This window comes from Fictibacillus enclensis, from assembly GCF_030123385.1.
In the GTDB taxonomy this organism is placed as follows: Bacteria; Bacillota; Bacilli; order Bacillales; family Fictibacillaceae; genus Fictibacillus_C; species Fictibacillus_C enclensis.
The window spans coordinates 1,056,702-1,078,158 of sequence record NZ_CP126109.1; the positions used below are offsets into that span (position 1 = coordinate 1,056,702).

Annotated in this window: 25 protein-coding genes, 1 pseudogene and 3 riboswitches; of the genes and pseudogenes, 18 read left to right on the top strand and 8 right to left on the bottom strand. The window is 45.6% G+C overall.

The genetic code is table 11. From position 1 onward, the window contains the following. The first annotated feature begins 2 nt into the window (after window positions 1-2). Window positions 3-107: riboswitch (TPP riboswitch) on the top strand. A 379-nt stretch (window positions 108-486) separates the two neighbouring features. The 10 genes from QNH15_RS05715 (at window position 487) to QNH15_RS05760 (ending at window position 8,111) form a co-directional block, all read left to right on the top strand. Next, window positions 487-1,776 carry an acetylornithine deacetylase gene (locus QNH15_RS05715; RefSeq protein ID WP_283893229.1) on the top strand — a complete coding sequence of 430 codons (1,290 nt, stop codon included), beginning with the start codon at window positions 487-489 and terminating at the stop codon, window positions 1,774-1,776. Next, a complete protein-coding gene (gene tenA, locus QNH15_RS05720) occupies window positions 1,769-2,458 on the top strand; it encodes a thiaminase II (protein WP_283893231.1) in 690 nt (229 codons plus the stop codon). Before QNH15_RS05715 ends, tenA begins: the two co-directional genes overlap by 8 nt. Before the next feature lie 24 nt (window positions 2,459-2,482). Beyond that, a complete protein-coding gene (locus QNH15_RS05725; RefSeq protein ID WP_283893232.1) occupies window positions 2,483-3,226 on the top strand; it encodes an ABC transporter ATP-binding protein in 744 nt (247 codons plus the stop codon). After that, complete coding sequence (locus tag QNH15_RS05730; protein ID WP_283893233.1) at window positions 3,201-4,001, top strand: ABC transporter permease; 801 nt, start codon at window positions 3,201-3,203, stop codon at window positions 3,999-4,001. Before QNH15_RS05725 ends, QNH15_RS05730 begins: the two co-directional genes overlap by 26 nt. Continuing rightward, window positions 3,976-4,986: an ABC transporter substrate-binding protein gene (locus QNH15_RS05735; RefSeq protein WP_283893234.1), complete on the top strand. Its 1,011-nt coding sequence runs from the start codon at window positions 3,976-3,978 to the stop codon at window positions 4,984-4,986. Before QNH15_RS05730 ends, QNH15_RS05735 begins: the two co-directional genes overlap by 26 nt. Before the next feature lie 57 nt (window positions 4,987-5,043). Beyond that, complete coding sequence (locus QNH15_RS05740) at window positions 5,044-5,184, top strand: hypothetical protein (RefSeq protein WP_283893235.1); 141 nt, start codon at window positions 5,044-5,046, stop codon at window positions 5,182-5,184. A 79-nt stretch (window positions 5,185-5,263) separates the two neighbouring features. Continuing rightward, window positions 5,264-5,713: a GNAT family N-acetyltransferase gene (locus tag QNH15_RS05745; protein ID WP_283893236.1), complete on the top strand. Its 450-nt coding sequence runs from the start codon at window positions 5,264-5,266 to the stop codon at window positions 5,711-5,713. A gap of 175 nt (window positions 5,714-5,888) precedes the next feature. Continuing rightward, on the top strand, window positions 5,889-6,140 hold the full coding sequence (locus tag QNH15_RS05750; protein ID WP_283893237.1) for an HPr family phosphocarrier protein: 252 nt from the start codon (window positions 5,889-5,891) through the stop codon (window positions 6,138-6,140). A gap of 95 nt (window positions 6,141-6,235) precedes the next feature. Next, window positions 6,236-6,424 carry a hypothetical protein gene (locus tag QNH15_RS05755; RefSeq protein WP_283893238.1) on the top strand — a complete coding sequence of 63 codons (189 nt, stop codon included), beginning with the start codon at window positions 6,236-6,238 and terminating at the stop codon, window positions 6,422-6,424. A gap of 41 nt (window positions 6,425-6,465) precedes the next feature. Beyond that, a riboswitch (SAM riboswitch) is annotated at window positions 6,466-6,575 on the top strand. Window positions 6,576-6,670: 95 nt separating this feature from the next. Next, a riboswitch (SAM riboswitch) is annotated at window positions 6,671-6,778 on the top strand. A 97-nt stretch (window positions 6,779-6,875) separates the two neighbouring features. Beyond that, entirely contained in the window at window positions 6,876-8,111 is a 1,236-nt protein-coding gene (locus QNH15_RS05760; protein WP_283893239.1) for a homoserine dehydrogenase, read from the top strand. A gap of 56 nt (window positions 8,112-8,167) precedes the next feature. Here the strand turns inward: QNH15_RS05760 and yjcZ are convergent, their stop codons facing one another. Beyond that, window positions 8,168-8,395 carry a sporulation protein YjcZ gene (gene yjcZ / locus QNH15_RS05765; RefSeq protein ID WP_283895447.1) on the bottom strand — a complete coding sequence of 76 codons (228 nt, stop codon included), beginning with the start codon at window positions 8,393-8,395 and terminating at the stop codon, window positions 8,168-8,170. A gap of 183 nt (window positions 8,396-8,578) precedes the next feature. Further along, entirely contained in the window at window positions 8,579-9,061 is a 483-nt protein-coding gene (locus tag QNH15_RS05770) for a glutathione peroxidase (protein ID WP_283893240.1), read from the bottom strand. A gap of 242 nt (window positions 9,062-9,303) precedes the next feature. Between QNH15_RS05770 and QNH15_RS05775 the strand changes: the two genes are divergently transcribed. After that, on the top strand, window positions 9,304-11,694 hold the full coding sequence (locus tag QNH15_RS05775; RefSeq protein WP_283893241.1) for a M14 family metallopeptidase: 2,391 nt from the start codon (window positions 9,304-9,306) through the stop codon (window positions 11,692-11,694). A gap of 38 nt (window positions 11,695-11,732) precedes the next feature. On the opposite strand, the gene QNH15_RS05780 is transcribed toward QNH15_RS05775, so the two are convergent. From QNH15_RS05780 to QNH15_RS05790, 3 genes are all read right to left on the bottom strand, one after another. Next, entirely contained in the window at window positions 11,733-12,929 is a 1,197-nt protein-coding gene (locus tag QNH15_RS05780; protein WP_430667127.1) for an MFS transporter, read from the bottom strand. 70 nt (window positions 12,930-12,999) lie between these two features. After that, entirely contained in the window at window positions 13,000-13,914 is a 915-nt protein-coding gene (locus QNH15_RS05785) for a DMT family transporter (RefSeq protein ID WP_283893243.1), read from the bottom strand. Window positions 13,915-14,066: 152 nt separating this feature from the next. Further along, the gene (locus QNH15_RS05790; protein ID WP_488259974.1) at window positions 14,067-14,528 is read right to left on the bottom strand and encodes a hypothetical protein; all 462 of its coding nucleotides are present in this window, start codon (window positions 14,526-14,528) and stop codon (window positions 14,067-14,069) included. 206 nt (window positions 14,529-14,734) lie between these two features. Between QNH15_RS05790 and QNH15_RS05795 the strand changes: the two genes are divergently transcribed. Further along, window positions 14,735-15,469, top strand: coding sequence for an MBL fold metallo-hydrolase (locus tag QNH15_RS05795; protein WP_283893247.1), 735 nt, complete (start codon window positions 14,735-14,737; stop codon window positions 15,467-15,469). A 37-nt stretch (window positions 15,470-15,506) separates the two neighbouring features. On the opposite strand, the gene QNH15_RS05800 is transcribed toward QNH15_RS05795, so the two are convergent. Beyond that, window positions 15,507-16,298, bottom strand: coding sequence for a hypothetical protein (locus QNH15_RS05800; protein ID WP_283893248.1), 792 nt, complete (start codon window positions 16,296-16,298; stop codon window positions 15,507-15,509). Window positions 16,299-16,452: 154 nt separating this feature from the next. Here QNH15_RS05800 and QNH15_RS05805 point away from each other — a divergent pair, with 154 nt between their 5' ends. Further along, on the top strand, window positions 16,453-16,725 hold the full coding sequence (locus tag QNH15_RS05805) for a hypothetical protein (RefSeq protein WP_283893250.1): 273 nt from the start codon (window positions 16,453-16,455) through the stop codon (window positions 16,723-16,725). Window positions 16,726-16,832: 107 nt separating this feature from the next. Continuing rightward, entirely contained in the window at window positions 16,833-17,213 is a 381-nt protein-coding gene (locus QNH15_RS05810; RefSeq protein ID WP_283893252.1) for a hypothetical protein, read from the top strand. A gap of 117 nt (window positions 17,214-17,330) precedes the next feature. Here QNH15_RS05810 and QNH15_RS05815 read toward each other — a convergent pair whose 3' ends face one another. Beyond that, complete coding sequence (locus QNH15_RS05815; RefSeq protein WP_425590536.1) at window positions 17,331-17,711, bottom strand: hypothetical protein; 381 nt, start codon at window positions 17,709-17,711, stop codon at window positions 17,331-17,333. A gap of 184 nt (window positions 17,712-17,895) precedes the next feature. Here QNH15_RS05815 and QNH15_RS05820 point away from each other — a divergent pair, with 184 nt between their 5' ends. The 3 genes from QNH15_RS05820 (at window position 17,896) to QNH15_RS05830 (ending at window position 20,515) form a co-directional block, all read left to right on the top strand. Continuing rightward, window positions 17,896-18,441, top strand: a complete 546-nt coding sequence (locus tag QNH15_RS05820; RefSeq protein WP_283893254.1) for an NADPH-dependent FMN reductase — start codon at window positions 17,896-17,898, stop codon at window positions 18,439-18,441. A gap of 138 nt (window positions 18,442-18,579) precedes the next feature. Further along, the gene (locus tag QNH15_RS05825) at window positions 18,580-19,929 is read left to right on the top strand and encodes an IS1182 family transposase (RefSeq protein ID WP_283889030.1); all 1,350 of its coding nucleotides are present in this window, start codon (window positions 18,580-18,582) and stop codon (window positions 19,927-19,929) included. A 418-nt stretch (window positions 19,930-20,347) separates the two neighbouring features. Beyond that, window positions 20,348-20,515: an aspartyl-phosphate phosphatase Spo0E family protein gene (locus tag QNH15_RS05830; RefSeq protein ID WP_283893256.1), complete on the top strand. Its 168-nt coding sequence runs from the start codon at window positions 20,348-20,350 to the stop codon at window positions 20,513-20,515. On the opposite strand, the gene QNH15_RS05835 is transcribed toward QNH15_RS05830, so the two are convergent. Beyond that, on the bottom strand, window positions 20,512-20,700 hold the full coding sequence (locus tag QNH15_RS05835; protein WP_283893258.1) for a hypothetical protein: 189 nt from the start codon (window positions 20,698-20,700) through the stop codon (window positions 20,512-20,514). The two genes, QNH15_RS05830 and QNH15_RS05835, sit on opposite strands and share 4 nt — an antisense overlap. Before the next feature lie 222 nt (window positions 20,701-20,922). On the opposite strand from QNH15_RS05835, the pseudogene QNH15_RS05840 reads away from it, so the two are divergent. After that, a pseudogene (locus tag QNH15_RS05840) lies at window positions 20,923-21,373 on the top strand (aldo/keto reductase); the annotation flags it as partial. Between the last annotated feature and the right edge of the window lie 84 nt (window positions 21,374-21,457).

Here is a 21,457-nt window from a genome sequence, read left to right on the forward strand (position 1 = left end):
TAGCACTCTGCTAGGGGAGCCGGAAACGGCTGAGACTGAACCTTTGTTCTACACCCTTGGAACCTGATCTGGATGATGCCAGCGTAGGGAAGCAGGCTTGCGAAACGGTTTTTAGACGAATCGATCATACAGCCGCCTTCCTCATCTGGGGAAGGCGGTTTTTTATGTGCATAAGGATCAGCGATAGAAATCCTCATTGATATGTTGATTGGAGTGCAAGGTGCGAGATCCTCGAAAATGAACTTCACATTTTCTTCGTGCGATGTAACGCTGCTGAAGCGTTCCTTGTCCAGCGGGATATGCGTGACAGGTGAGACCAGGTAGGCGTTTTACGCCGGCAAAGGCAGGTATTTTACGCCGGCCAATGGGGAGCTTGCGCCGCAGGGCTCAAAAGTAGGCACTTGCGCCGGTCAAAGCGAGCATCCTGAAACGGAAAGCAACTGCTTTCAAGAGCAACAAAGGTTCAGCAGATAAAGGAGGGTGAGCATGAGCAGTATTCAGGACAAGATTAATAGATTGGCAGATGAAAGAAAAGAGGATTTGATCGAGATTCTTCGGTCGCTTGTGGCCTTCCGGACAGAAAGCCCGCCGGCCAGAAATACTGAGGAAGCCCAGCATTATATCAAATATCTTCTTCGGGACCTCGGGTTTGAGACAGAAGAGTGGGGGCTGTTTCCCGGTGACACGATTGTGGCTGGAACCAAACCCGGGAGAAACAGTGAACAGTATCAAAGTCTTATCCTCAATGGGCATATCGACGTGATAGCGGCAGGAGATGAAGCTGAATGGGAGCATCAGCCGTTTGAATTAAGGAAAGACGGAGATTTTTTGTATGGAAGAGGCACAGCTGATATGAAAGGAGGAATGGCCTCCACACTTTTTGCGCTGCAGCTGTTACGGGAATTAGGCGTCGAACTGGATGGCGATTTATATTTTCAATCCGTAACAGGAGAAGAAGCCGGTGAAGCTGGAACAAAATCATGCGTCGACCGCGGTATGCAAGCTGATTTTGCCGTTGTGGCGGATACATCCGATCTTGCCATCCATGGGCAGGGCGGTGTGATTACAGGCTGGATCACGATAAAAAGCAAAACCACTCATCATGATGGCCTCCGTTCCCGATTGATTCATGCCGGCGGAGGCATTGTTGGTGCAAGTGCCATTGAAAAGATGATGAAAGTCATACAGGGGCTGCAGGAGCTTGAGCGTCACTGGGCCGTAACCAAAGTCTATCCCGGGTTTTTGCCGGGCAGCACAACGATCAATCCTTCGGTTATTGAGGGGGGAAGGAATGCGGCCTATATTGCGGATGAGTGCAGGCTTTGGATTACCGTCCATTTTTATCCGAACGAGACTTATAAAGAGGTTGCGGAGGAAATTCAGCAGCATGTCCTTGCCGTTGCCCAAGGAGATCCTTGGCTCAAAGACAATCCGCCTTCCTTTGACTGGGGCGGAAAATCGATGATCGAAGACAGAGGAGAGATTTTTCCTGCTATTGATATTGATGAAAATCATCCGGGGCTCGTCATGCTGAAGAATCAGCATCACCAGGTGTCCAAGCAGGAGGCTGTCGTTTCCATGTCACCGACAGTGACAGACGCGGGCTGGCTGGGACAAGCCGGGATACCCACTGTGATTTACGGCCCCGGAAAACTGGAGGAAGCCCATTCGCTAAATGAGAGAGTAGAGCTTCAGCAGTTAATCCATCATGCAAAAGTTCTCGCCGGGTTTATTGAAAAATGGTGCAATACAGAAAGGAGCACTTTAAATGGTTAAGAGTAGCCAGCAGGACCGATTTACCCGCCAGCTCCATGACCGGGTATTGCAGGTATGGGAGCATATCCACCGCCATCCTTTTGTTCAGGGAATTAAGGATGGCTCCCTGCCGATGGAGCGCTTTATGTTTTACATGAAACAGGATTATGTATTTTTGAAGGATTACGCCAAGCTGTTCGCACTTGGAGCGGTAAAAGCAGAAGATACTGAAACAATTAAATGGTTCTCCGGCCTTCTGCATGAAACGCTGCACACAGAGATGGATCTTCACCGCAGTTATTGCAAAGAAATCGGCATCGGTGAGGAGGAACTGGAGAACGAAAAGGCGACGCCTATAAATCTCGCATATACGAGGTATATGCTGGCAGCGTCCCAGCAGGGGAGCCTGGCCGAACTGGTCTCTTGCCTTTTGCCATGCATGTGGAGCTATCACGAGATCGGAACCATGTTGAAAAGGGAAGCAGGGAACCTGTCCGGCCATCCTTATGGCCCTTGGATTGAAATGTACGCTTCTGAAGACTTCGGCAGTCTTTCACGTTGGCTGAAGGATAAGCTTGATGAATGGGCGGAAGGAAAAACCAATCAGGAGCTAGAGGCTTTGCAAAACCATTTTCTAACTACGTCACGATTTGAGTTCATGTTTTGGGACATGGTTTATTACGGGCATGAATGGCCGGTATAGTCCTGCAAAAAGGAGAGCGAATGAATGACATTCATGATGAAAAATGTTTCTTACAGCATGAAACAAGGCGGGCAGTACAGACCCATCTTAAAGAACATAAATCTCTCAGCGGCAGCAGGAGAATTTGTCTCCATTATTGGCAAAAGCGGCACAGGAAAAAGTACACTGCTTAAACTCGCATGCGGTCTGGAGAAGCCGGATGAAGGGGAAATCCTGATTCAAAATGAGCCATCCGTCCCGGGGGCAGCAGGCTATATGCCTCAAAAGGACCTTCTTCTTCCCTGGCGTACGGTCATGGATAACCTGCTTCTGTCACCAGAGGTTCAAAAGCAAAAAAAGAGAAAAGAGGCGGAAGCTCTCCTGGAACGGGTGGGACTGTCCGCATTTCAGAAAGCCTATCCACATGAGCTGTCCGGGGGAATGCGTCAGCGAATCGCTTTTTTGCGCACATTGTTGACGGGAAAAGAGGTGCTTTTTCTGGACGAACCATTTGGCGCTCTTGATGCCATGACCAAAAAGGATATGCACCAATGGATGGCTGCACTATGGAGAGAACTGAACAAAACCATCGTCCTGGTCACACATGACCTCCACGAATCGGTTTTTTTAAGTGACAGGATTATTGTTCTCCACCCATCCGGTGAGACGGAAGAAATCATGGTTCAGCTGCAAAGGCCGAGAGAGACATATCTATCCCCTGAAATAACAGAGCTGATCAATACATTGGAGAGCAGAATTACACATGAATCGTATCAAAGCATTTTTTAAGGATTATTATTTATTTTTGATGGCAGCCCTCCTCCTGCTTGGTGCATGGGAATGGCTTGTGGATACCGGCAGGCTGCCGTCTTTTATTCTGCCGGCACCGTCAGGCATCCTACTGTCTCTTTTTGAGAACAAGGACATATTGCTTTTTCATACATGGGCCACGTTTAAGGAAACGATCCTTGGCTTTGTTATAGCGGCAGTGGCTGGTGTTTCACTTGCGGTTGCCATGTTTTTTTTCAAATCGTTACAACGAACAATTTATCCCGGGGTATTGATTTCCCAGACCATACCGATTATCGCGCTGTCACCGATTTTTGTCCTTTGGTTTGGCTACAGCATATGGAGCAAAGTGGCGGTTACTGTTTTGATCGCTTTCTTCCCCATTGTGGTGAGCACCTATGACGGCCTGAACCATCATGATCGGGATTATGTGGATCTTTTGCGTTCCATGGGAGCAAGAAGATGGCAGATCTTTAAAAAAGTACAGATGCCCATGGCACTTCCCTCATTCTTTTCGGGCATCAAACTTGCTGCTGTATTTTCAGTCGTGGGTGCAACAATCGGTGAATGGCTCGGGGCAAGTGAAGGGCTCGGCTACTATTCACGAAGAATGTCAGGCAGTCTGAACGCAGAAGGTGTCTTTTCCGCCATCTTCCTTTTGTCTCTGCTTGGCATGTGTTTCTTTGGGGCAGCAGCACTTGCGGAAAAACGAATGTTCAGATGGAAAGAAATCAGAAAGGATGTACAACATGAAAAAGTGGATAAAACACAGTAAATGGCTGCTTGCAGGGTGTCTGCTTCTCGCACTTGGTGCCTGTTCCTCTTCCGCGACTAAAAGCGGGGAAGGGAAAGATGGAATGAAGAAAGTGAGCGTGATGCTCGACTGGTACCCAAACGCAGTGCATGCCGGAATTTATGATGCCATTGAGAAAGGGTATTTTAAAAAGGAAGGCATTGAGGTGGACGTGAAAATGCCGGCTGAAACCAATGATCCGTTAAAGCTTGTGGCAGCCGGGCGTACGGACCTTGCATTGACCTACCAGCCGCAGGTTGTGCTTTCACGTGCCGAAAACATACCGGTGGTTTCTCTTGGAGCGATGGTGAGGCATCCGCTCAATCATCTGATGGTGCCAGAGAAAAGCAGCGTTCACACACCTAAAGATCTTGAAGGAAAGAATGTAGGTTATCCGTCTATTCCGATTAATGAAGCTATTGTTAAAACGATGGTAAAACATGACGGGGGAAATCCGGATAACGTAAAAATGACGGATATCGGATGGGATATCATTCCGGCGATGGCTTCTAAAAAAGTTGACGGCATCTCCGGTGGCTATATCAACCATGAACAAATTTTGCTGAAAAAAGAGGGGCACCCTGTCCGATCCATCGATCCAGTAAAATACGGAGTGCCTGATTATTATGAGCTGGTACTTGTTTCGAGTGAAGATGGATTGAAGAAAAACAGGAAGCTTTACCAAAAATTTTGGCGGGCTCTGTCAAAAGGACAAAAGGATGTACAAGAGCATCCGGAGAACGCGTTGAATATTTTATTTCAGCATGAAAACAAAGAGTTTCCCCTGGATCAAAAGGTAGAAAAGAAAAGCCTTCAAATTCTTCTGCCCTTGATGGACAGTGGCAGCAAACCCTTTGGGTATCAGGATCAAAAGTCGTGGAATAAGGTTTCAGAGTGGCTTTATGAGACAGATATGATCAAAAAGAAAATAGATACCCAAAAAGCCTATATTAATCTGGAAAAATAACAGAGTAGACTCCGCCTTGTTTGGTTATGTTAAGTACCAGGCAAGGAGGTGTCCGGCATGGCCAAAAATGAAAAAATCCGCAAGCAAAACGCGGAGCAGCGAAAAGGAAAGGCGGATATTCCGAAGGGAACGTTTGCTGATCCAATTGCCAATCAGGGTGATATCGCCGAAATCAAGAACAACAAGGACAGCCAATAACGAAGAACACGCCCTGATTTCAGGAGCGTGTTTTTTTTGATTTTGTTGTATGCTAGAAAGAAGAATAGGGGGTGCGGGAGTGCTGATATGGGAACAGAGCGGGCTGGAGAAAGCGATGGATGAACTAGAGATTATGAACCCCAATCCATTTTATAATGAGCTGTTTTACGGGAAAGGCAAAGTGGAGCCAAAAGATATTATGGAGGAACTTCTAGATATAAAGCCTCCCAGGTTTCGTTATGTGGTTAAAGAATACGGCAAAAACGCGGCCATTATTGAATACCTTTTACATAACCCGAAGGATGGCAAGCCGTGGCTGGGTTTCCTGATGGTTGCCAAAGCCTGTAAAAACCAGGGATTGGCAAAAAAGCTTTATACGGAATGCGAAAATGAGTTAAGAAAGATGAAGCACCCCGTATTGCGGCTCGGAATCTTAACGGGTAATGCTCCTGCGTTCAGCTTTTGGAGCAGAATGGGCTTCAGAGAAATCGAAATTAAAGAAAACGAGGAAAAAAATACATATTTTTGAAAAACAATTTTAACCCTTCTGATGCTCCTCCTTTTTTCCTAAACTGCCCATTATCCACATATTGATGGTCAGGCGTGCATATCTTCATTGGTATGAAAAAAAGTTAAACTGCCTTAATATGTGCTTAATCATTGCGGGTTAAAATGGCAGGGATAAGGAATAGGAGTGGAAAGGTATGAAGACATACTGCTTTTTGCAGGAAAAAATGAATTCCAGAACAATATCAAAGCTTGTTCATAAAGCGAACGAATTTGAAGAGTGTCAAATCTATTTCGAATTCGATAACTGCCAGATGAATGCCAAAAGCATGTTAAGCATGAGTAAACTCTCAGGCATGGCTGGCTTGTGCTGTATAACAGCGCAAGGACAGGATCAGCAGGATGCCCTTGAAGGAATACGTCAGATTTGTGCAGGAAAATTAGTGTAGCCTTATGTGCCTGAAAATTCCTGGAACAGTGGATTTTACCACACGGATTTTGTAAACTGGTGGTAACTCAATTTCGCTCGACAGGAGGATTTGTTATGAAAAACGTAATTCCTGGGACCGTTTTAATGGCTTTGGCCATCACTTTTACAGATTTTGCTTTTCATATCGCTGCGAGTGAAAGTTTCAGTGGAACGGTAATCACCAAATCCTTTATCATGGCTCTGGTGCCTTCACTGCTGATCATGTTTTATCTTGAACGGAAAAATAGGTCCAGGAGCGGTTGACGCTCTTCTTCCTCCATGATAAAGTAAGACTAATTTAAAAAAGCTTATCCAGAGCGGTGGAGGGAAAGGCCCGATGAAACCCGGCAACCTTCAGGCAGATTGTCTGAAAAGGTGCCAAGTCCTTCAAAGGTACAACTTTGAGCGATAAGAGATGAAACCGGAATGTAACTCTCTTATCATCGATAAGGGAGTTTTTTAGTACTAAAAAAGTCATTTGCTACATAACATGTTTCAATCTCATATGTACTCTTATCCAGAGCGGCGGAGGGAAAGGCCCTATGAAGCCCGGCAACCTTCAGGCATATTGCCTGAAAAGGTGCTACTACCTGCAGGAGAAATCCTGGATGATAAGAGGAGGCCGGACGCCCTCTTCTTAGGAAGGGGGCTTTTTTCATTTCGGAGCTATTCTCGAGAGGTAAGCTTATCCAATCAAACAAAGGGAGAGATATCATTGAGTGAAATTAAAATTGCATTGCTGGGACTGGGAACTGTGGGAACCGGGGTATATTCCTCATTGTTAAAAAGAAAACCTGATATTGAACAGTTGCTGGGAAAAAAGATTCGTCTGTCAGGAATATTGATTAAAAATCCGGCAAAACCGAGGTCCGACTTTCAGAAAGCGCCATTATACTCAGAGTTTGAAAAAATTCTGGGTAAGGAGGCGCCGGATGTGGTCATTGAAGCCATCGGGGGAATTGAACCGGCCAAAACGTACATTACCCGGTCACTGGAAGCAGGGTGCCATGTAATTTCCGCCAACAAAGACCTGATTGCCCGTCATGGGGAAGAGCTAACAAGCCTTGCGAAAGCAAGAGGAGCACGCTTTGTATATGAAGCAAGTGTAGGCGGCGGCATCCCGGTGTTAAGGACACTGAGGGAGCTTTTGCGAATCAATAAAGTACAGCACGTGGAGGGAATATTGAATGGAACGTCCAATTTTATTCTCTCGCACATGAGAACAACTGGATCTACGTTTCCGGAAGCTCTGGAACTCGCCCAGCAAAAGGGGTATGCAGAACCTGACCCGACGAATGATATTGAAGGGCTGGATGCTTTTTATAAAGCCATGGTGCTGAGTAAGTGGATTTATGGTGAACAGCCTATATGGGAGGAAGCCGAGGTAAAGGGAATTGGAAATGTGCGTCTTGAGGAAATACAGCTCGCAGAACAGCTTGGACTTCGCCTAAAACATCTGGTGCTCCTGGATGACAGTCTCGAGCTGAAGGTGAAACCGGTGTTGGTAGACAGTGAACACCCGCTTTATGGAGTGGAAGGAGTGGACAATGCCGTCCGCATTCAGACGGATCTTCTTGGCTGTTTAACCTTACAGGGACCCGGTGCCGGGGCTGAAGCAACAGCAAGTGCCATCGTCGAAGATTTTTTATCCCTGTATGAGACGGGCAGTGTTTATCAGGACAAACCGACAGTCTCAGAAGTCGTTCAAAGAAAACAGGCCAAAGAGGGAACGACCTATCTTCTGATTGGTGAAAAAGAGCACATTTCGGGAGAAACAATTTCTGCACTGCAGCTTCAAGGAGCAGTACTCGATACGGTTTCTCTGCCGGAAGCCTCCCTCATTGCATTCCTTTACGCTGGAGACTTGCCTGTAAGTCCTTTGCCGTTTACGAGCATTTATCCTGTGAGACTCTCGGCTGCAAGCGAGGTTGCAGAGGAAGTTCTATTATAAAAAAATAAAAAGATCCAGGCGGACAACCGCCTGGATCTTTTTTGCTGCTTGAACGATTAGCAGCTGCTGCTGCTTTCACAGCCGCCGTGGCCGTGACCGGCCCAGCATGAACAGCCGATGATGATCAAGAGGATGAACAATACGATGATGATCGCAAATCCTCTTCCGCCTCCATAACCGTAACCGCCGTAACCGCCGCCATAACCGTAACCGCCGCCGCATCCGCCGCCATAACCATACCCATAAGAAGCCGTTGACACAGGTACGTTTAACGGAGCGTTCATTGGTGCATTAATCGGTGAGTTTGCATACATTTAAAATTCCTCCTTTAATATCCAATTCCAACATTCTCGATACAGTATATGTAGGAGGCATCACTCGGTCTGGACGTTTGCCTTGTTGGCAAGCCTAATTACCGTGCAATGAAAAACGCACGCTTTAGGGGAAACCAAAAGCGTGCGTGCTGATTACTGCGCGAGCAGTGCTTCTATTTCTTTTTTCATATCCTTCGGTGAGGTTTGAGGAGAATGGCGGGATACGACTGCTCCTTGTTTGTTCACCAGGAATTTGGTGAAGTTCCATTTAATTGCCTTTGATCCTAAAATCCCGGGTGCTTCACTGGTTAAGTAGGTAAAGAGAGGGTGTGCATGATCGCCTTTTACATCCACCTTGGCAAACATCGGGAAGGCCACTCCGTAATTCAACTGGCAAAATTCCTGGATTTCCTCTTCATTTCCAGGTTCCTGGCCAGCAAACTGGTTGCATGGGAACCCCAGGATCTCAAGACCCTGATCTTTGAATTCATCGTAAAGCGCCTGAAGTTCCTTATATTGCGGAGTAAATCCGCACTTACTGGCTGTATTGACGATAAGCAATACCTTACCTTCATACTCCTGAAGTGATTTTTCCTCGCCCATGATTGTCTTCGCATGATATTCGTAAACAGACATAGCATCCTCCCATATGTACGTATTAACATTCATAGTAATAGTTTAGTAGTTTTATGGCCGAAAAGAAAATAAAACGCTTTCTTTTTCAGGGACTAATAGCATGGGACCAGGGTTGCTATTTAGTTACATGGAATCATTTTATGGTCAACAAACAATAAAAGACAAAATATTCCTTCAATTCACCTTATACTGTAACTAACTTACATATTTTGCATAACAGTCGATTATTGGAGGCGATAAAATTGAAAAGTCGAAAGACAAAGAAAAAGCTCATAGCTGTGTCGATGGCTGCTGCCATTCTGCTGCCTTTGCCGCTAGCTTCCGTCCATGCGGCCAGCCCTTCCACAACGGCAAAGAATGAAGCCATGCTGGTAAAAATCCATCTGAAGAACCGTGCGGACCTGGACAAACTACTAAGCTATGGAATGGATCTTACGGAAAACCTTGACCAGCATGCAGGCCAGGGAATGGAAGCTGACGCTATCCTGACCAAAGAAGAGATGGAAATTTTGCAATTAAGAGGGTACAAGACGGATGTTATTTCCACCCAGCATGAAATTCAAACCTTGAGGCAGGAGCGCCAATTTACGGTACAGCAGGAAAAAGACCTGGCAGCAGCCAAGGACAAGGTTACCATTTTACGAGCCAACTATTTTACAAGCCAGGGCGGCAAATTCCTGTATGTCGAGGCGAAGACGGATGCAGGCTCTCTCAACTCAACCGTACTTACCGCAACATGGGACAAAGGAAAGAATACAGCACCTGGATCAGGTGGAACAGCAGCGCTTGAACGAATAGAGGACGCGGATGTTTATATGTATCATTCCATGCTGCTTCCAGTGGATACCCGTCCTTCAAACGTTATAATCACGAGCAGTCTTGGCGGCACCATGGAAGCAAAAGTAACGAACTGGATCGGCGGCAAGAAACCAACTCCAGGTAAACATTATGTATCGGATTTTACAGACCATTATATGACCCCAACCGAGCTCGATCAGCGGATCACCAAGCTAGCAAAGCAATTTTCCAGTATTGCGGAAATTGTGGAACTGCCATATGAGACCAATGGTTACCGCAGAAAGGCACAGACGATGATTGGAGATCTGGCGAATCCCGCTTCGGCTGTCGTCATTACCTCGAAAAAATGGGGCCATGAAGGCGGAAACAGCATCAGCCTCCAGGCAGTAAAGCAGGAGGGCGCAAATCTTCCGCTGTCCATTGATACAAAGGAAAACACGATTGTTGTCAAACTGGCGACTGATGCCGCCGGACAAAGTTCGAGTAAAGCAAAAGACGTCATTCAAAAAATTAACGCAGAGGCAGGAAGTCTCGTTACCGCCACCTTCTTTAGAGACAGCAGTGGAGAAGGTCTTGTAGCCTCAACGGAAAAATTGAAGCTCACGGATGGCTTAAAAGCGCCGGAGTCGATTTCGCGCGAACCGCATACAATGAAAGCAATTCGGATCGGAAAACATCGGGATGGCTCGAAAGCCGGAGTTCTCCTTTATTCACAGGAGCATGCCCGTGAGTGGGTGACACCGCTCGTATCCGTGGAAACGGCAGAAAGATTGCTCAGAAACTACAGTACAGACAAAGCGACACGCAAGCTGGTGAATAACCTTGATATTTTTATCGTCCCTTCTGTCAACCCGGATGGAGCCACTTATTCTTTTTATGATTATAACTGGCAACGAAAGAACATGACCAATCATTGCGGCCCCGAGAAATCGGACCCGGCTCTCCGCAATACATGGGGTGTCGACCTGAACCGCAATCACGGAACCGGTTCGGTGTATGATGGGTATCTTGGCTCTTCGACAGATTGTCAAAGCTCGGTTTACGGAGGTCCTACAGAGCAGTCAGAACCCGAAGCCAAAAATTTGATCTGGCTGGCCGATGAAAATCCGAATGTGAAGTTTGCCATGAATGTCCACAGCTACGGCGGCTATTTCATGTGGCCTCCGGGAGCGTACAAAGCTCTTGGGAGGGAAACATTGCCGCGTCCGACTGCCGGACAGGAAGCCTTCTTCTGGAGCGCGTCGGAGCGGATTCTGCAGCAAATAAAGGAGTATCGCGGAACAACCATTTTGCCAGGACGCACGGGTCCTGTACCGGATGTGTTGTATTCTGCAGCTGGAAACTCGGCAGATGCCCTGTGGTATAACAATGGCATTTATGCATGGGATTTTGAGGTAGGCGCCGATTTATGGAACGCCCAGGAGAGAAAATGGGAGCCCGTAGGATTTCAGCCGCCTTTTGAGGAAGGACATGAAGAGGCAATGGAATTTGCCAACGGCCTGATCGGAATGCTGGATGTTGCCTATGATTACGAGCATGACAAAAAAGCGCCAACTTCCAAGCTCCACGTGAAGCGCAGTATGGAAAATGCAACGCTTGAATTTTCCACGTCTGAACCCGCAACGATTTACTATACGACCAATAACAAGCGGCCGACTTTCTCATCCAAAAAAATAAAAATCAGCGGTATTCGTGAAGGTGCAGAAAAACCGGTTCTTGAGCAGACGGCAACGGTGAAATGGTTTGCCGTAGATGCGAGCGGCAATATCGAAAATCATTATAAACCTGAGGGGAAAAAAGATAACTACCGCTCCGAAACGGTGAAAGTCAAATAGCAAGGGAAAAGGCAGTGCACGACAAGTGCACTGCCTTTTTAACCTGCTTCTGAAAAATGTTCAGCCCGGGCCCGATAGACCTGGTAAAGAACCAGGGCAATGATTGATAACACGATACCTGAGATATAAGGCAGCCCTGCGGCTTTGGCAAACAGCCAGCCTCCAAGAGGGGGACCGATAATCCGCCCGAGTGAATCGAAGGAAGACAGCAGGCCGGTAACACTGCCGTGCCCCGAGGTGGAGGTTTTTGTCAGAAGGGCGGATACACTTGGCCGAATGACGCCATTGCCAATTCCGAAAATGGAAAGGAAAATAGCAGCAGTCGTGAAGCTATGGACAAGAAGAATTAAGCCGAATCCGACTGCGGAGAGAACAATTCCCCCCTGAATGACCTTTCCTTCTCCATACTTTTTGGTTAAACGGCCAACAAGTCCCCCTTGCACAAGAGCGCCGGCAAACCCCATGATCATGAAGATGTATCCAAGGTGATTCGAATCAAGTCCCGCTTTCTTTGCGGCGAAATAAGCAAAGGTCGCTTCGAGTCCTGATAAAGAAAGTGAAATAAACAGCTGCAGAACAAAGAGAATCGAAACCTCGCCCTTGAACGCTTCCCACCTGGATGCGCTTTTTACATTTCCGGTTATTCTCATGTCTTTCGGCAGTGATTCCTTTAATACAAAAAGAACCAGAAAGAACGTAATGAGCGAAGAAGCTCCGGCAAGATAAAAGGGAGTGTTCAGACTGGACTCGGAAAAAATACCGCCAATAGCCGGTCCGAAAATGAACCCAAGGCCAACGGCAGCTCCGACAATGCCCATGCCTTTCCCCCGGTTTTCAGGGGTTGTAATATCGGCCACGTAGGCCATCGTTGTCGGCATATTCGCTGAAGACAGAAGTCCCCCGGCAATGCGGGCCGCAAAAAGCATCCAAAGCTGGCTGGAGACAGCCATTAAAAAGAAAGAAACAGCCAATCCTGCAATCCCGATCAGCATAACCGGCTTTCGTCCAATCCGGTCGGAAATCCTGCCCCATACCGGGGCAAACAACAGTTGCATCAAAGAATATACAGCCATCAAAAAGCCGAGCTGAGCAGGATTTGCTCCGACCTTTTCCGCAAAAAAAGGAAGGACAGGAATAATGATCCCGAATCCAACCATTACTAAAAACATCACTAAAAATAAGATTGGCAACGCTTTTTTATTTTCCAATCTCAGAATCCCCCCTGATGAGATCATCCATCTTTTCTCTGATCTTTTATTAACTCTATTAACGTACCTCTTTTGTTTCTTTTAATCAACTTACTGCCTATACATTTTGAGGAACAGAAGCTTCTTTTATGTGATCGGGAACCCTGCTTGTTTTTAAGAAAAGGTACAAGCCGGTGCAAACCAGAAAACCGCCGGCTCCCTGAAAAAGGGAGATGCTTTCATTCAGCATGAAATAAGCCAGGATGCTTGCCCCCACAGGTTCACCAAGGATATTGACGGAAATGGTGGTTGCACTCACATAATTCATCAGCCAGTTGAACAGAACATGCCCGAATACAGTTGGGATAATGGCCAGCAAAAAGAAGATGAGCCAGTCGTGGCCACCATATCCAGTCATGGGAATGCCGGCTGCCCCGTTATACAAAGCAAACACAAGGACAGCTGAAATAAACACGGCAAGACTGTAGAAAAAAGAAGGAATATGACGCAATAAGTGCTGTCCGATAAGCATATGTACAGCTACGGCAAGCGTTCCGAAAAGGGAAAGTAAGTCTCCTAGCAAGTTTTCCGCAGAAATCCCGATATCCCCCCATCCAATAAGAGCGGCACCGCAAATTGCAATCGCCATTCCCATAAGGGAGGCAGAGGATGTGCGTTCTTTAAACAAGAAAAAAGCCCTGATTAAAACAAACACCGGCTGCAATGCCAGAATAATGGTAGAACTGGCCACCGTAGTCAGCTTGAGGGAGCCCATCCACAAAAGGAAATGAAGGGCAAGGAACGTTCCGGATAAAAAAAGAAGCAGCCAATGTTTTGGCTGAATCCGTTTAGCCTTCTTCCATTGATTTTTTGTAAATGGAAGCATGAAAAGAATCGTAAACAGCAGCCGGTACATGCCCTGTACAGACACAGGGGCATCAGAGAGTTTCACAAAAATAGAAGAAAATGATACGGCAACAATGCCGACAATGAGCGGAATAAAAACCGGAATGGGACATTTTGTTTTTTCCATGGAGGCCTCCAGCATATACGCATTGATCTATAAGACTATAAGAAGTATACAAGATTTCTGCGAAAAAATATCATAAATACGAAAAGATTTTCCATCCGATCCAAATAAAGGCCGGCTCCACACGTGGAACCGGCCTTTTGGCGTTTCAGGAACTATTTATTGTGTTCGTTGTTTATAAGAAAAGTTTCTCGTGAAAAGGCGGTAAAGCACATGAACGGCAAGTACCCTGCGACCAGCAGGGCAGAAAGCCAAACATCCTTAAGTTCCGTCCGTTTCACAGCGATCCCGATGAACGCCCATATAAAAACGAGTGAATAGAAAATGTCTCTGTTTCTTGAGGTGAAATAAAAGGCCAAAACCGTCCCAACGATGAGCATGATAACGGTCCAGGTAACATCGCTTAAGCCCCAACCGTTCCAATTATGAGAAACCAGGAACACGCCCGTATTGACGATTGTAGCTACAGACACCCAGCCGATATAAATCGAGAATGGAAGCCGGGTCCAAACGGAGAAGCCTTTTGTCTTGGTAATTTTTTTATAGATGACGATCAAAGTGGCCAACAGACCAAACATGATCAGCAGACTTGCTCGTAATGCCAGGCAAAAATCCAGGCTGAATTAAAAAGGCAGTCCTGCGGGCGTTGGCAATTAAACGTATCGTATCTGATTTCATCGTTAGTCTCCTTTCAGATGGCTGGTCATGTCTAAGTAGTACCCTTTTGCAAAAAGGTTCAAGCGGATTCAAGGAATTAAGCATCCAAAAGAGAATATGTACTTCAGGCATGAAGTTAAAAAGGAAAGAGCAGGAGGGAAAATGTATGAGAAAACTCGCAAATGGTGCAGCCATGCTCGATGTGAATGTGAACGGAATGTTGATTCATCCCGTCCTTGAATGGGACGAGAAGTCAGCCGTTTTGATCGACACAGGTGTGCCCGGCCAACTGCAGAACCTACGGAATGAAATGGAAACAGCAGGCGTTCCCTTCCAAAATCTCACGCATGTTATTCTGACGCATCAGGATATTGACCATATCGGCAGCCTCCCGGAACTGCAGGACGCACTTGGACAATCTCTTATTGTATACGCACATGAGACCGAAAAGCCCTTTATTGAAGGCGATAAGCCTTTAATAAAAACCGATCGCAGCCGGCTGACTGATGAAGAATTTGAGGCTCTTCCCGAGATGGCAAAAGCGTTCTATGAAGTTCCGGCACCAGCTTCCAAGGTGCATATTCCGTTAAAAGGCGGAGAGGAACTTGAATTGGCAGGCGGCATATCTGTTATTTTTACCCCGGGGCATTCACCTGGCCATATCAGCCTCTATTTGAAAAAAAGTAACGCGTTGGTTGCAGGAGATTCAATGTACTGCATGAATGGTGTATTGTACGGGCCCCACAAGGAAACGGCGCTCGACTTGGAAGAGGCCGAGAAATCCATCCAGCACTACACCGCTTATCATGTGGAACAGGTTGTTTGTTATCATGGGGGGCTCTGCAGTGAAAATGCAGGGAAACAGCTGCAAAAATTGATCCATCAAACCCCAAGAGTATAAAAAAGAGCAGTCAGGGTCTTGGCCCTGGACTGCTTTTTTAATTCGCTTTGTGGACACTGCTGCTGACAAGTTCCCATTGCATAAATTTATATTTCCAGATCGAGTCGGCAAAGGCTACAGAATCGCCATTGGCAATTCCAGATATGCGCTGGACGCCCCGCAGTTCAAATACACCGTCTCCGTTTACATCCACAGGGGTCAGCATACTGAACTTATTCGCCGAGACTTTAATCGGTTTAATGAGCGTTCCGTTTTTATACACCTCGGACGTTTCATATTTTTGTCTTCGTTCAGCCAGATTGATGGACGTAATTTCACCGGTGTTTTTAACCAAAATGGTAGCGTGATATCCGTCCGTAAACCGCCCGCTGATCCCGAGTGAAGAAGGAACCGGAATTTCCACTACATGATTGTTTTTTGATGAAACCAGATGAAAGACAGAAGTACCGCCCCTTCCGCCGGTTTCAGCTGAAATATAGGTTTCCGGAATACGGTCGCCATTAAAATCAAAGAATTGAATGTTTGGGTGATATCCTCCATCGTTTAAATTTAAGGTGGTAAAACGGCGGGTAGCCCCGTCTTGAAAGATCAGGAAAAGATTTTCCGAATATATATTTTCCTGCTTTTCCTTCTCACCCATTAGCGTAACAGTATCGGGCCGTTTGTCTCCCGTCACATCCATTTTCCGCTGATCGATTACGAAAATGGATGAACCGCTTTTACTATCAATGTTTTCTGTCTGTGGGTCGAGAGGTGTGGCATGTATGGGTGAACCGGCAGTAATCAGCAGGATGAGGAAAAGAAGCAGATTAAAAAAGATGGACTTCACGTGTGTTGCCTCCTTTTTGCCTTCTTGGCTTTAATATGCGGAAAACTTTGGCATATCATACCGGGATCAGTCGTTTTATGTAAAAAAAATGAAATATATTTTACGGGTTAACCGAAGATCGATCTGGGTATAGAAGCGTAAGGAGGTTATAACAATGAAACAAACAGCCAGTATGAAACCATGGATCCTAGTTGGGCTGGGCACCTCTGCAGCAGCGGTTTGGTTATCATCCAAGCCGAACAGAATCCGCACGAAATTAGCATTCAAAAGCATCAAAAGAAAAATAAGGCCTGACTATTCTTGTAAAACAAAAGTCCTGCCCGTTGATAAAGGCGGCCAGCCGGATCCCAGTGACTATGAAGATTCAAAAATGGTTTCCGAAGGTTCTGCCTATGGGGTCCAATATTTTAATGAAAAAAAGCAGTGAAATAGTACAAAACCATTACGTTTTATTACAGCATCATGACATCAGCTAAGTTCACCTCATCCGTATGTTATATTATGTTGAAATAACATACGGATGAGGTGATTTACATGAAAGCAAAAATTTTCATCTTAACTGCAGTCTTTTTGCTGGTCACTTGTACGGCGTATGCAGCCGAATCCATCAGCTTGAAATCATCGGGCGGAGATAAAACATCATCTTCTGCTACATTTGATGGCTCTTATGCTACCATTTCCATTAAAAAGACTTCGGGTAGCGGAAAAATCAAGCTGGAGCTTTGGAGAAAGCACTTATTCTTCAAGGATGAAAAAGTTGGACAGACGGCATGGGTAAGTAGTAAAGGAGTAGGTTACCAAAAGGTTTATAATCTCGAGGATTCCGGTAATTATTATCTTAAAGTAGTAGATTCTGGAAAAGCAGGCGGCAGTGGAATTGCCGTCAATTATAAAGCCACCTCATTTTTGCAATGAGATACTTAGAAAAAACGGAAGCGAAGGTCTGCAGACCTTCGCTTCCGTTTTGTAGTTGCTGACAAGAAGATTGGAAAAGTGACAAAAGAAGAATACATCACTGTAATCTCCAGTCCGTCATCTTTCTCCCGGGTAAAATTTTTCACCCAGTTCCCAAGATTCTACAAGCTTGTAGGCTGCTTGCTGCGGATAGCCCATCCCGTACAAATAAGCCATGGCAGCCGTCTCCCGCAAAGCATGTTCATAGGAGGTTTTTGGCGCCTCGGCCAACCCCCGCTGAACAAACCATTCGACTGACGTCATGGTAGATAATTTTAAGGGATTGTTGTATGGTGTGTAGTAACTTCCTCCGGGCATCCCCGGGTATCCTGCACCGGCTCCTGTCATTCCTCCAGGCATAGCCCCTGGCATTCCACCAGGCATTGCGCCAGGCATTCCACCAGGCGCTGCTGGAAAGGGCATGGGACCGGGGTAAGGTGGATATGGATAAGGCATCACGTTCGATTCACCTCTTCTGTAAATGGCCTTCACGACATTGTAGTGTATGCCAACGCCTACTAAACGGTGCGGGTCGGATGTTTTTCCAACCGAAACACATTGATGCAGAATATTTAACCTAATGTAAATTTTAAGTATAATGGAATGGGTACGATAATATGAGCGCAAAGGCAGGGAAAGCTGAATGAAAATTTTAGTCATGAACGGCAGCCCGACGGCTGAATCACGAACAAGAGGAATAGCTGAATATGCAGCAAATGTTTTGCAGGAAAAAGGGGTGGAAGTGACGTTTTTCGACGCTGGCAAGGATCGTCTTCCATTGTATACAGGTGATACAGCGGAACAGGAAAACGAAGCGGTTCAGAAGTTGATCCAGGCGGCGGATGAAGCACAGGGCTTCTTCATTTGTACACCGGAATACCACAACGGCATGAGCGGGGCGCTGAAGAATGCGCTTGACTTCCTCACAGGCAATCAATTTAAAAACAAACCTGTGGTGATTACTGCGGCTGCCGGCGGAGGAAAAGGCGGTATCAACGCACTGAATAACTTGCGTACTGTTATGAGAGGACTCTATTCGTTGGTCATCGCTGACCAGTTTGTCGCTGATCCTATTCATTTTAATGACGAACGCGAGCTTACAGAAGAACTCGCAACACTTCGTGTGAATTCGTTGATCGATCAACTGGTGGACCTTACAAAATTGGTATCATCCAATTCTAAAAACTAAAAACAAAAAAGAGGCAGAACTGCCTCTCAGGCTGTCGAGAAACTCTCGACAGTCTATTTTTTTATCCATCAACTTTATTTATTCACCGCGTTAATTTGTTATAATATAACTAACAAATAAGGATCGGACGGTGTTTGTATGTATAAGCCTAAAAAGGATACTCAGAATGAAGCAGAGTTTGTTTTTATCGAAGATTTGGTTCCTGAAGACCACCTCTTGAGGAAGATTGATCGCTATATCGATTTTTCTTTTATCGGTGAGAAAGTTCGTCCTTATTATTCAGAATCTACAGGACGTCCTTCGGACCCTATTCTGCTTTTCAAGATGATGTTCATCGGCTATTTCTACGGCATTCGCTCAGAACGACAACTTGAACGAGAAGTCAAAACCAATATCGCTTATCGCTGGTTTCTTGGCTTAAAACTGAATGACCCTGTTCCAGATCATTCCACGATCAGTTGGAACCGGCGGACTCGTTTCAAAGATACCCACGTCTTTCAAGAGATCTTTGATGAGATCGTCCTTCAAGCCATGAATCATAAAATGGTGGGAGGAAGAGTCTTATTTTCCGATTCTACCCACCTTAAAGCGAATGCCAATAAACATAAATTCACAAGAGAAGAAGTGGAAGCAGAAACAAGAGGATACATTGAAGAATTAAATCAGGCGGTCGAGGAGGACAGAGAAAAGCACGGAAAAAAGCCCTTAAAAGAGAAAGAGGAGGTGAAAGAAAAGAAGCAAATTCGCAAAAGTACGACTGATCCCGATTGTGGTTTTATGTCGCGAGACCATAAACAAGAAATGTTCTGTTATTTAGATCATAGAACGACCGATATGAAATTCAATATTATCACCGATGCCTATGTCACCCCTGGGAACGTGCATGATTCTGTGCCTTACCTTTCTCGTTTAGACCGCCAAATCGAACGATTTCAATTAGGGGTAGAAGCTGTGGCTTTAGATTCAGGCTATCTCACCACTCCGATTTGTAAGGGACTTTATGACCGGACGATTTTCGGGGTGATCGCCCACCGCAGATACCACCCAACAAAAGGGCTGATGCCGAAATGGAAATTTACATACGATAAAGAACGGGAAGTATATGTTTGTCCCAATGGCCAGGAACTCGTCTACTGCACAACCACAAGGGAAGGATATCAGGAGTATAAATCGGATCCCAAGCTATGCGCAGAATGCCCACTATTAAATGAGTGCACGCGTTCAAAAAACAAACAAAAAGTCGTAACGCGCCATGTCTGGGAAGAACATAAAGAAAAAGTACGCGACAACAGACTGTCGGCTTCTGGAAAGATGCTTTATAAATTTAGAAAAGAAAAGGTGGAGCGAAGCTTCGCAGATTCGAAAGAGCTGCATGGGCTTCGCTATTGCAGGTTGAGGGGATTACAGAATGCGAGTGAGCAGGTGCTTCTCACAGCAGCCTGTCAGAATATGAAAAAGATCGCCACACACCTAGCCAAGCTTGGCTAGGTGTGTGAGGATCTTTTTCTTCAGAGAAATCACACAACAGGGCAGTAATTCTAAACAAATAAAAAAGCTTGTGGAGAAAAAACAGAGCTTTCTCCACAAGCTGAGAGGCAGAACTGCCTCTTCTTTTTATGATTATTTAAACCAGCTTGAAAGCTCAAAGTACCAGATGACGCCAAGAAAAAGGAATCCAAGCGACAAAACGATGTATTTGACGTATTTCACGAAGATTCTCCTATCTTTTTTATCAGTATGGCCCAAAAAACCAGAGAATAAAAAAGAGTTGGCGTGAAACTTTGTATAGTTTTGTAACTTTATCACTTCTTTTGTTGAATCCCTTCTCAAATGCTTGGTTTTTATAGATAATATCTCTGTGTATCGAATAATGATGTTGGAATTGATAGAAAAGGAGAGCTTGTGCGTGATTACTACAGAATATCGCTTAAAAGGACTGTTGGAATCAATTGGAGCAAAGAAGGAAGAGCTGATCAGGCTGGCTTTTCTCAGAGGGTTTACGAATCACGAGACGGTTCAATGCAGCCAGGAGCTGGATGGCCTGTTGAACGAATATCAAAGAAATTGCTGTTAAGACAAACTGACAAGCTGCTGGGTTAAAAGGTCAACCCGTGTCAGGATAGCCCGTTTGATCAAGACCGGGTGATCATTCCTGAATTCGCTGAGCAGTCCCCGGATTTCGGTGACCAGGTCCATCTCGCTTTCGAGAAAAGCAACCGGGTTTACTTGCCTGGGGAAGTTAATGACATTATTTTTCATCAAAACACCTCCGCGTAACATACTTCTATTTGGATATATACATTCCATAAAAAAATCAACATCCCTGCATGAAATTGTAAATGTTTTGAAAAACGTTATTCCAGACTCCATCAGTAAACAACTAGATTGGCTATAACTTATGGTTTTTTGCCTTTTTGCAAAAAAGGTTTCCGGGCAAGTGTATCTGTTTTGCTAGACCATTATTAAAGGTAAAATGTTGATATGCTTAAAACCTGGGAGGGATACATTGTTAAAATGCCCTGGTTTGACTTGGGGGTATATAAGGTAGAAGAACGATGAAGTCTACCAATCAGTAAAATCCGCCCTTAGCCAAGGATACAAGAGCATTGATACAGGCTGCGGTCTACGGTAATGAAGAAGGCGTAGGACGTGAGATTGTACCTATGGTCAACCAGGTGGAGTACCATCCGCGGCTGCGCAAAAAGAGCGTCTAGCGTTCTGTAAGGAAAGCTGCATTCAGATGGAAGCCTGGAGTCCTTTGATGCAAGGGGAATTATTGAACCATCCAGTTCTTGCTGAAATTGCAGAAAACCATGGCAAGTCTGTGGCGCAGGTTATTCTTCGGTGGGATCTTCAAAACGGAGTGGTAACCATTCCGAAATCCGTCAAGGCCCACCGTATCCGGGAAAATTCCGAGGTTTTTGATTTTGAACCACCCTGACAATTTTGATTTTTAAGAAATGGATAGCATAGAAAAGAGCCGCCGGTAATGATACCGGTTGGCTCTTTTCTATGT

Coding starts and splice junctions, on each gene's coding strand:
- QNH15_RS05715 (WP_283893229.1), top strand. CDS start 487: ATGAGCAGTATTCAGGACAAGATTAATAGATTGGCAGATGAAAGAAAA.
- tenA (WP_283893231.1), top strand. CDS start 1,769: ATGGTTAAGAGTAGCCAGCAGGACCGATTTACCCGCCAGCTCCATGAC.
- QNH15_RS05725 (WP_283893232.1), top strand. CDS start 2,483: ATGACATTCATGATGAAAAATGTTTCTTACAGCATGAAACAAGGCGGG.
- QNH15_RS05730 (WP_283893233.1), top strand. CDS start 3,201: ATGAATCGTATCAAAGCATTTTTTAAGGATTATTATTTATTTTTGATG.
- QNH15_RS05735 (WP_283893234.1), top strand. CDS start 3,976: ATGAAAAAGTGGATAAAACACAGTAAATGGCTGCTTGCAGGGTGTCTG.
- QNH15_RS05740 (WP_283893235.1), top strand. CDS start 5,044: ATGGCCAAAAATGAAAAAATCCGCAAGCAAAACGCGGAGCAGCGAAAA.
- QNH15_RS05750 (WP_283893237.1), top strand. CDS start 5,889: ATGAAGACATACTGCTTTTTGCAGGAAAAAATGAATTCCAGAACAATA.
- QNH15_RS05755 (WP_283893238.1), top strand. CDS start 6,236: ATGAAAAACGTAATTCCTGGGACCGTTTTAATGGCTTTGGCCATCACT.
- yjcZ (WP_283895447.1), bottom strand. CDS start 8,395: ATGAACGCTCCGTTAAACGTACCTGTGTCAACGGCTTCTTATGGGTAT.
- QNH15_RS05770 (WP_283893240.1), bottom strand. CDS start 9,061: ATGTCTGTTTACGAATATCATGCGAAGACAATCATGGGCGAGGAAAAA.
- QNH15_RS05780 (WP_430667127.1), bottom strand. CDS start 12,929: ATGATCTCATCAGGGGGGATTCTGAGATTGGAAAATAAAAAAGCGTTG.
- QNH15_RS05785 (WP_283893243.1), bottom strand. CDS start 13,914: ATGGAAAAAACAAAATGTCCCATTCCGGTTTTTATTCCGCTCATTGTC.
- QNH15_RS05795 (WP_283893247.1), top strand. CDS start 14,735: ATGAGAAAACTCGCAAATGGTGCAGCCATGCTCGATGTGAATGTGAAC.
- QNH15_RS05805 (WP_283893250.1), top strand. CDS start 16,453: ATGAAACAAACAGCCAGTATGAAACCATGGATCCTAGTTGGGCTGGGC.
- QNH15_RS05810 (WP_283893252.1), top strand. CDS start 16,833: ATGAAAGCAAAAATTTTCATCTTAACTGCAGTCTTTTTGCTGGTCACT.
- QNH15_RS05820 (WP_283893254.1), top strand. CDS start 17,896: ATGAAAATTTTAGTCATGAACGGCAGCCCGACGGCTGAATCACGAACA.
- QNH15_RS05825 (WP_283889030.1), top strand. CDS start 18,580: ATGTATAAGCCTAAAAAGGATACTCAGAATGAAGCAGAGTTTGTTTTT.
- QNH15_RS05835 (WP_283893258.1), bottom strand. CDS start 20,700: ATGAAAAATAATGTCATTAACTTCCCCAGGCAAGTAAACCCGGTTGCT.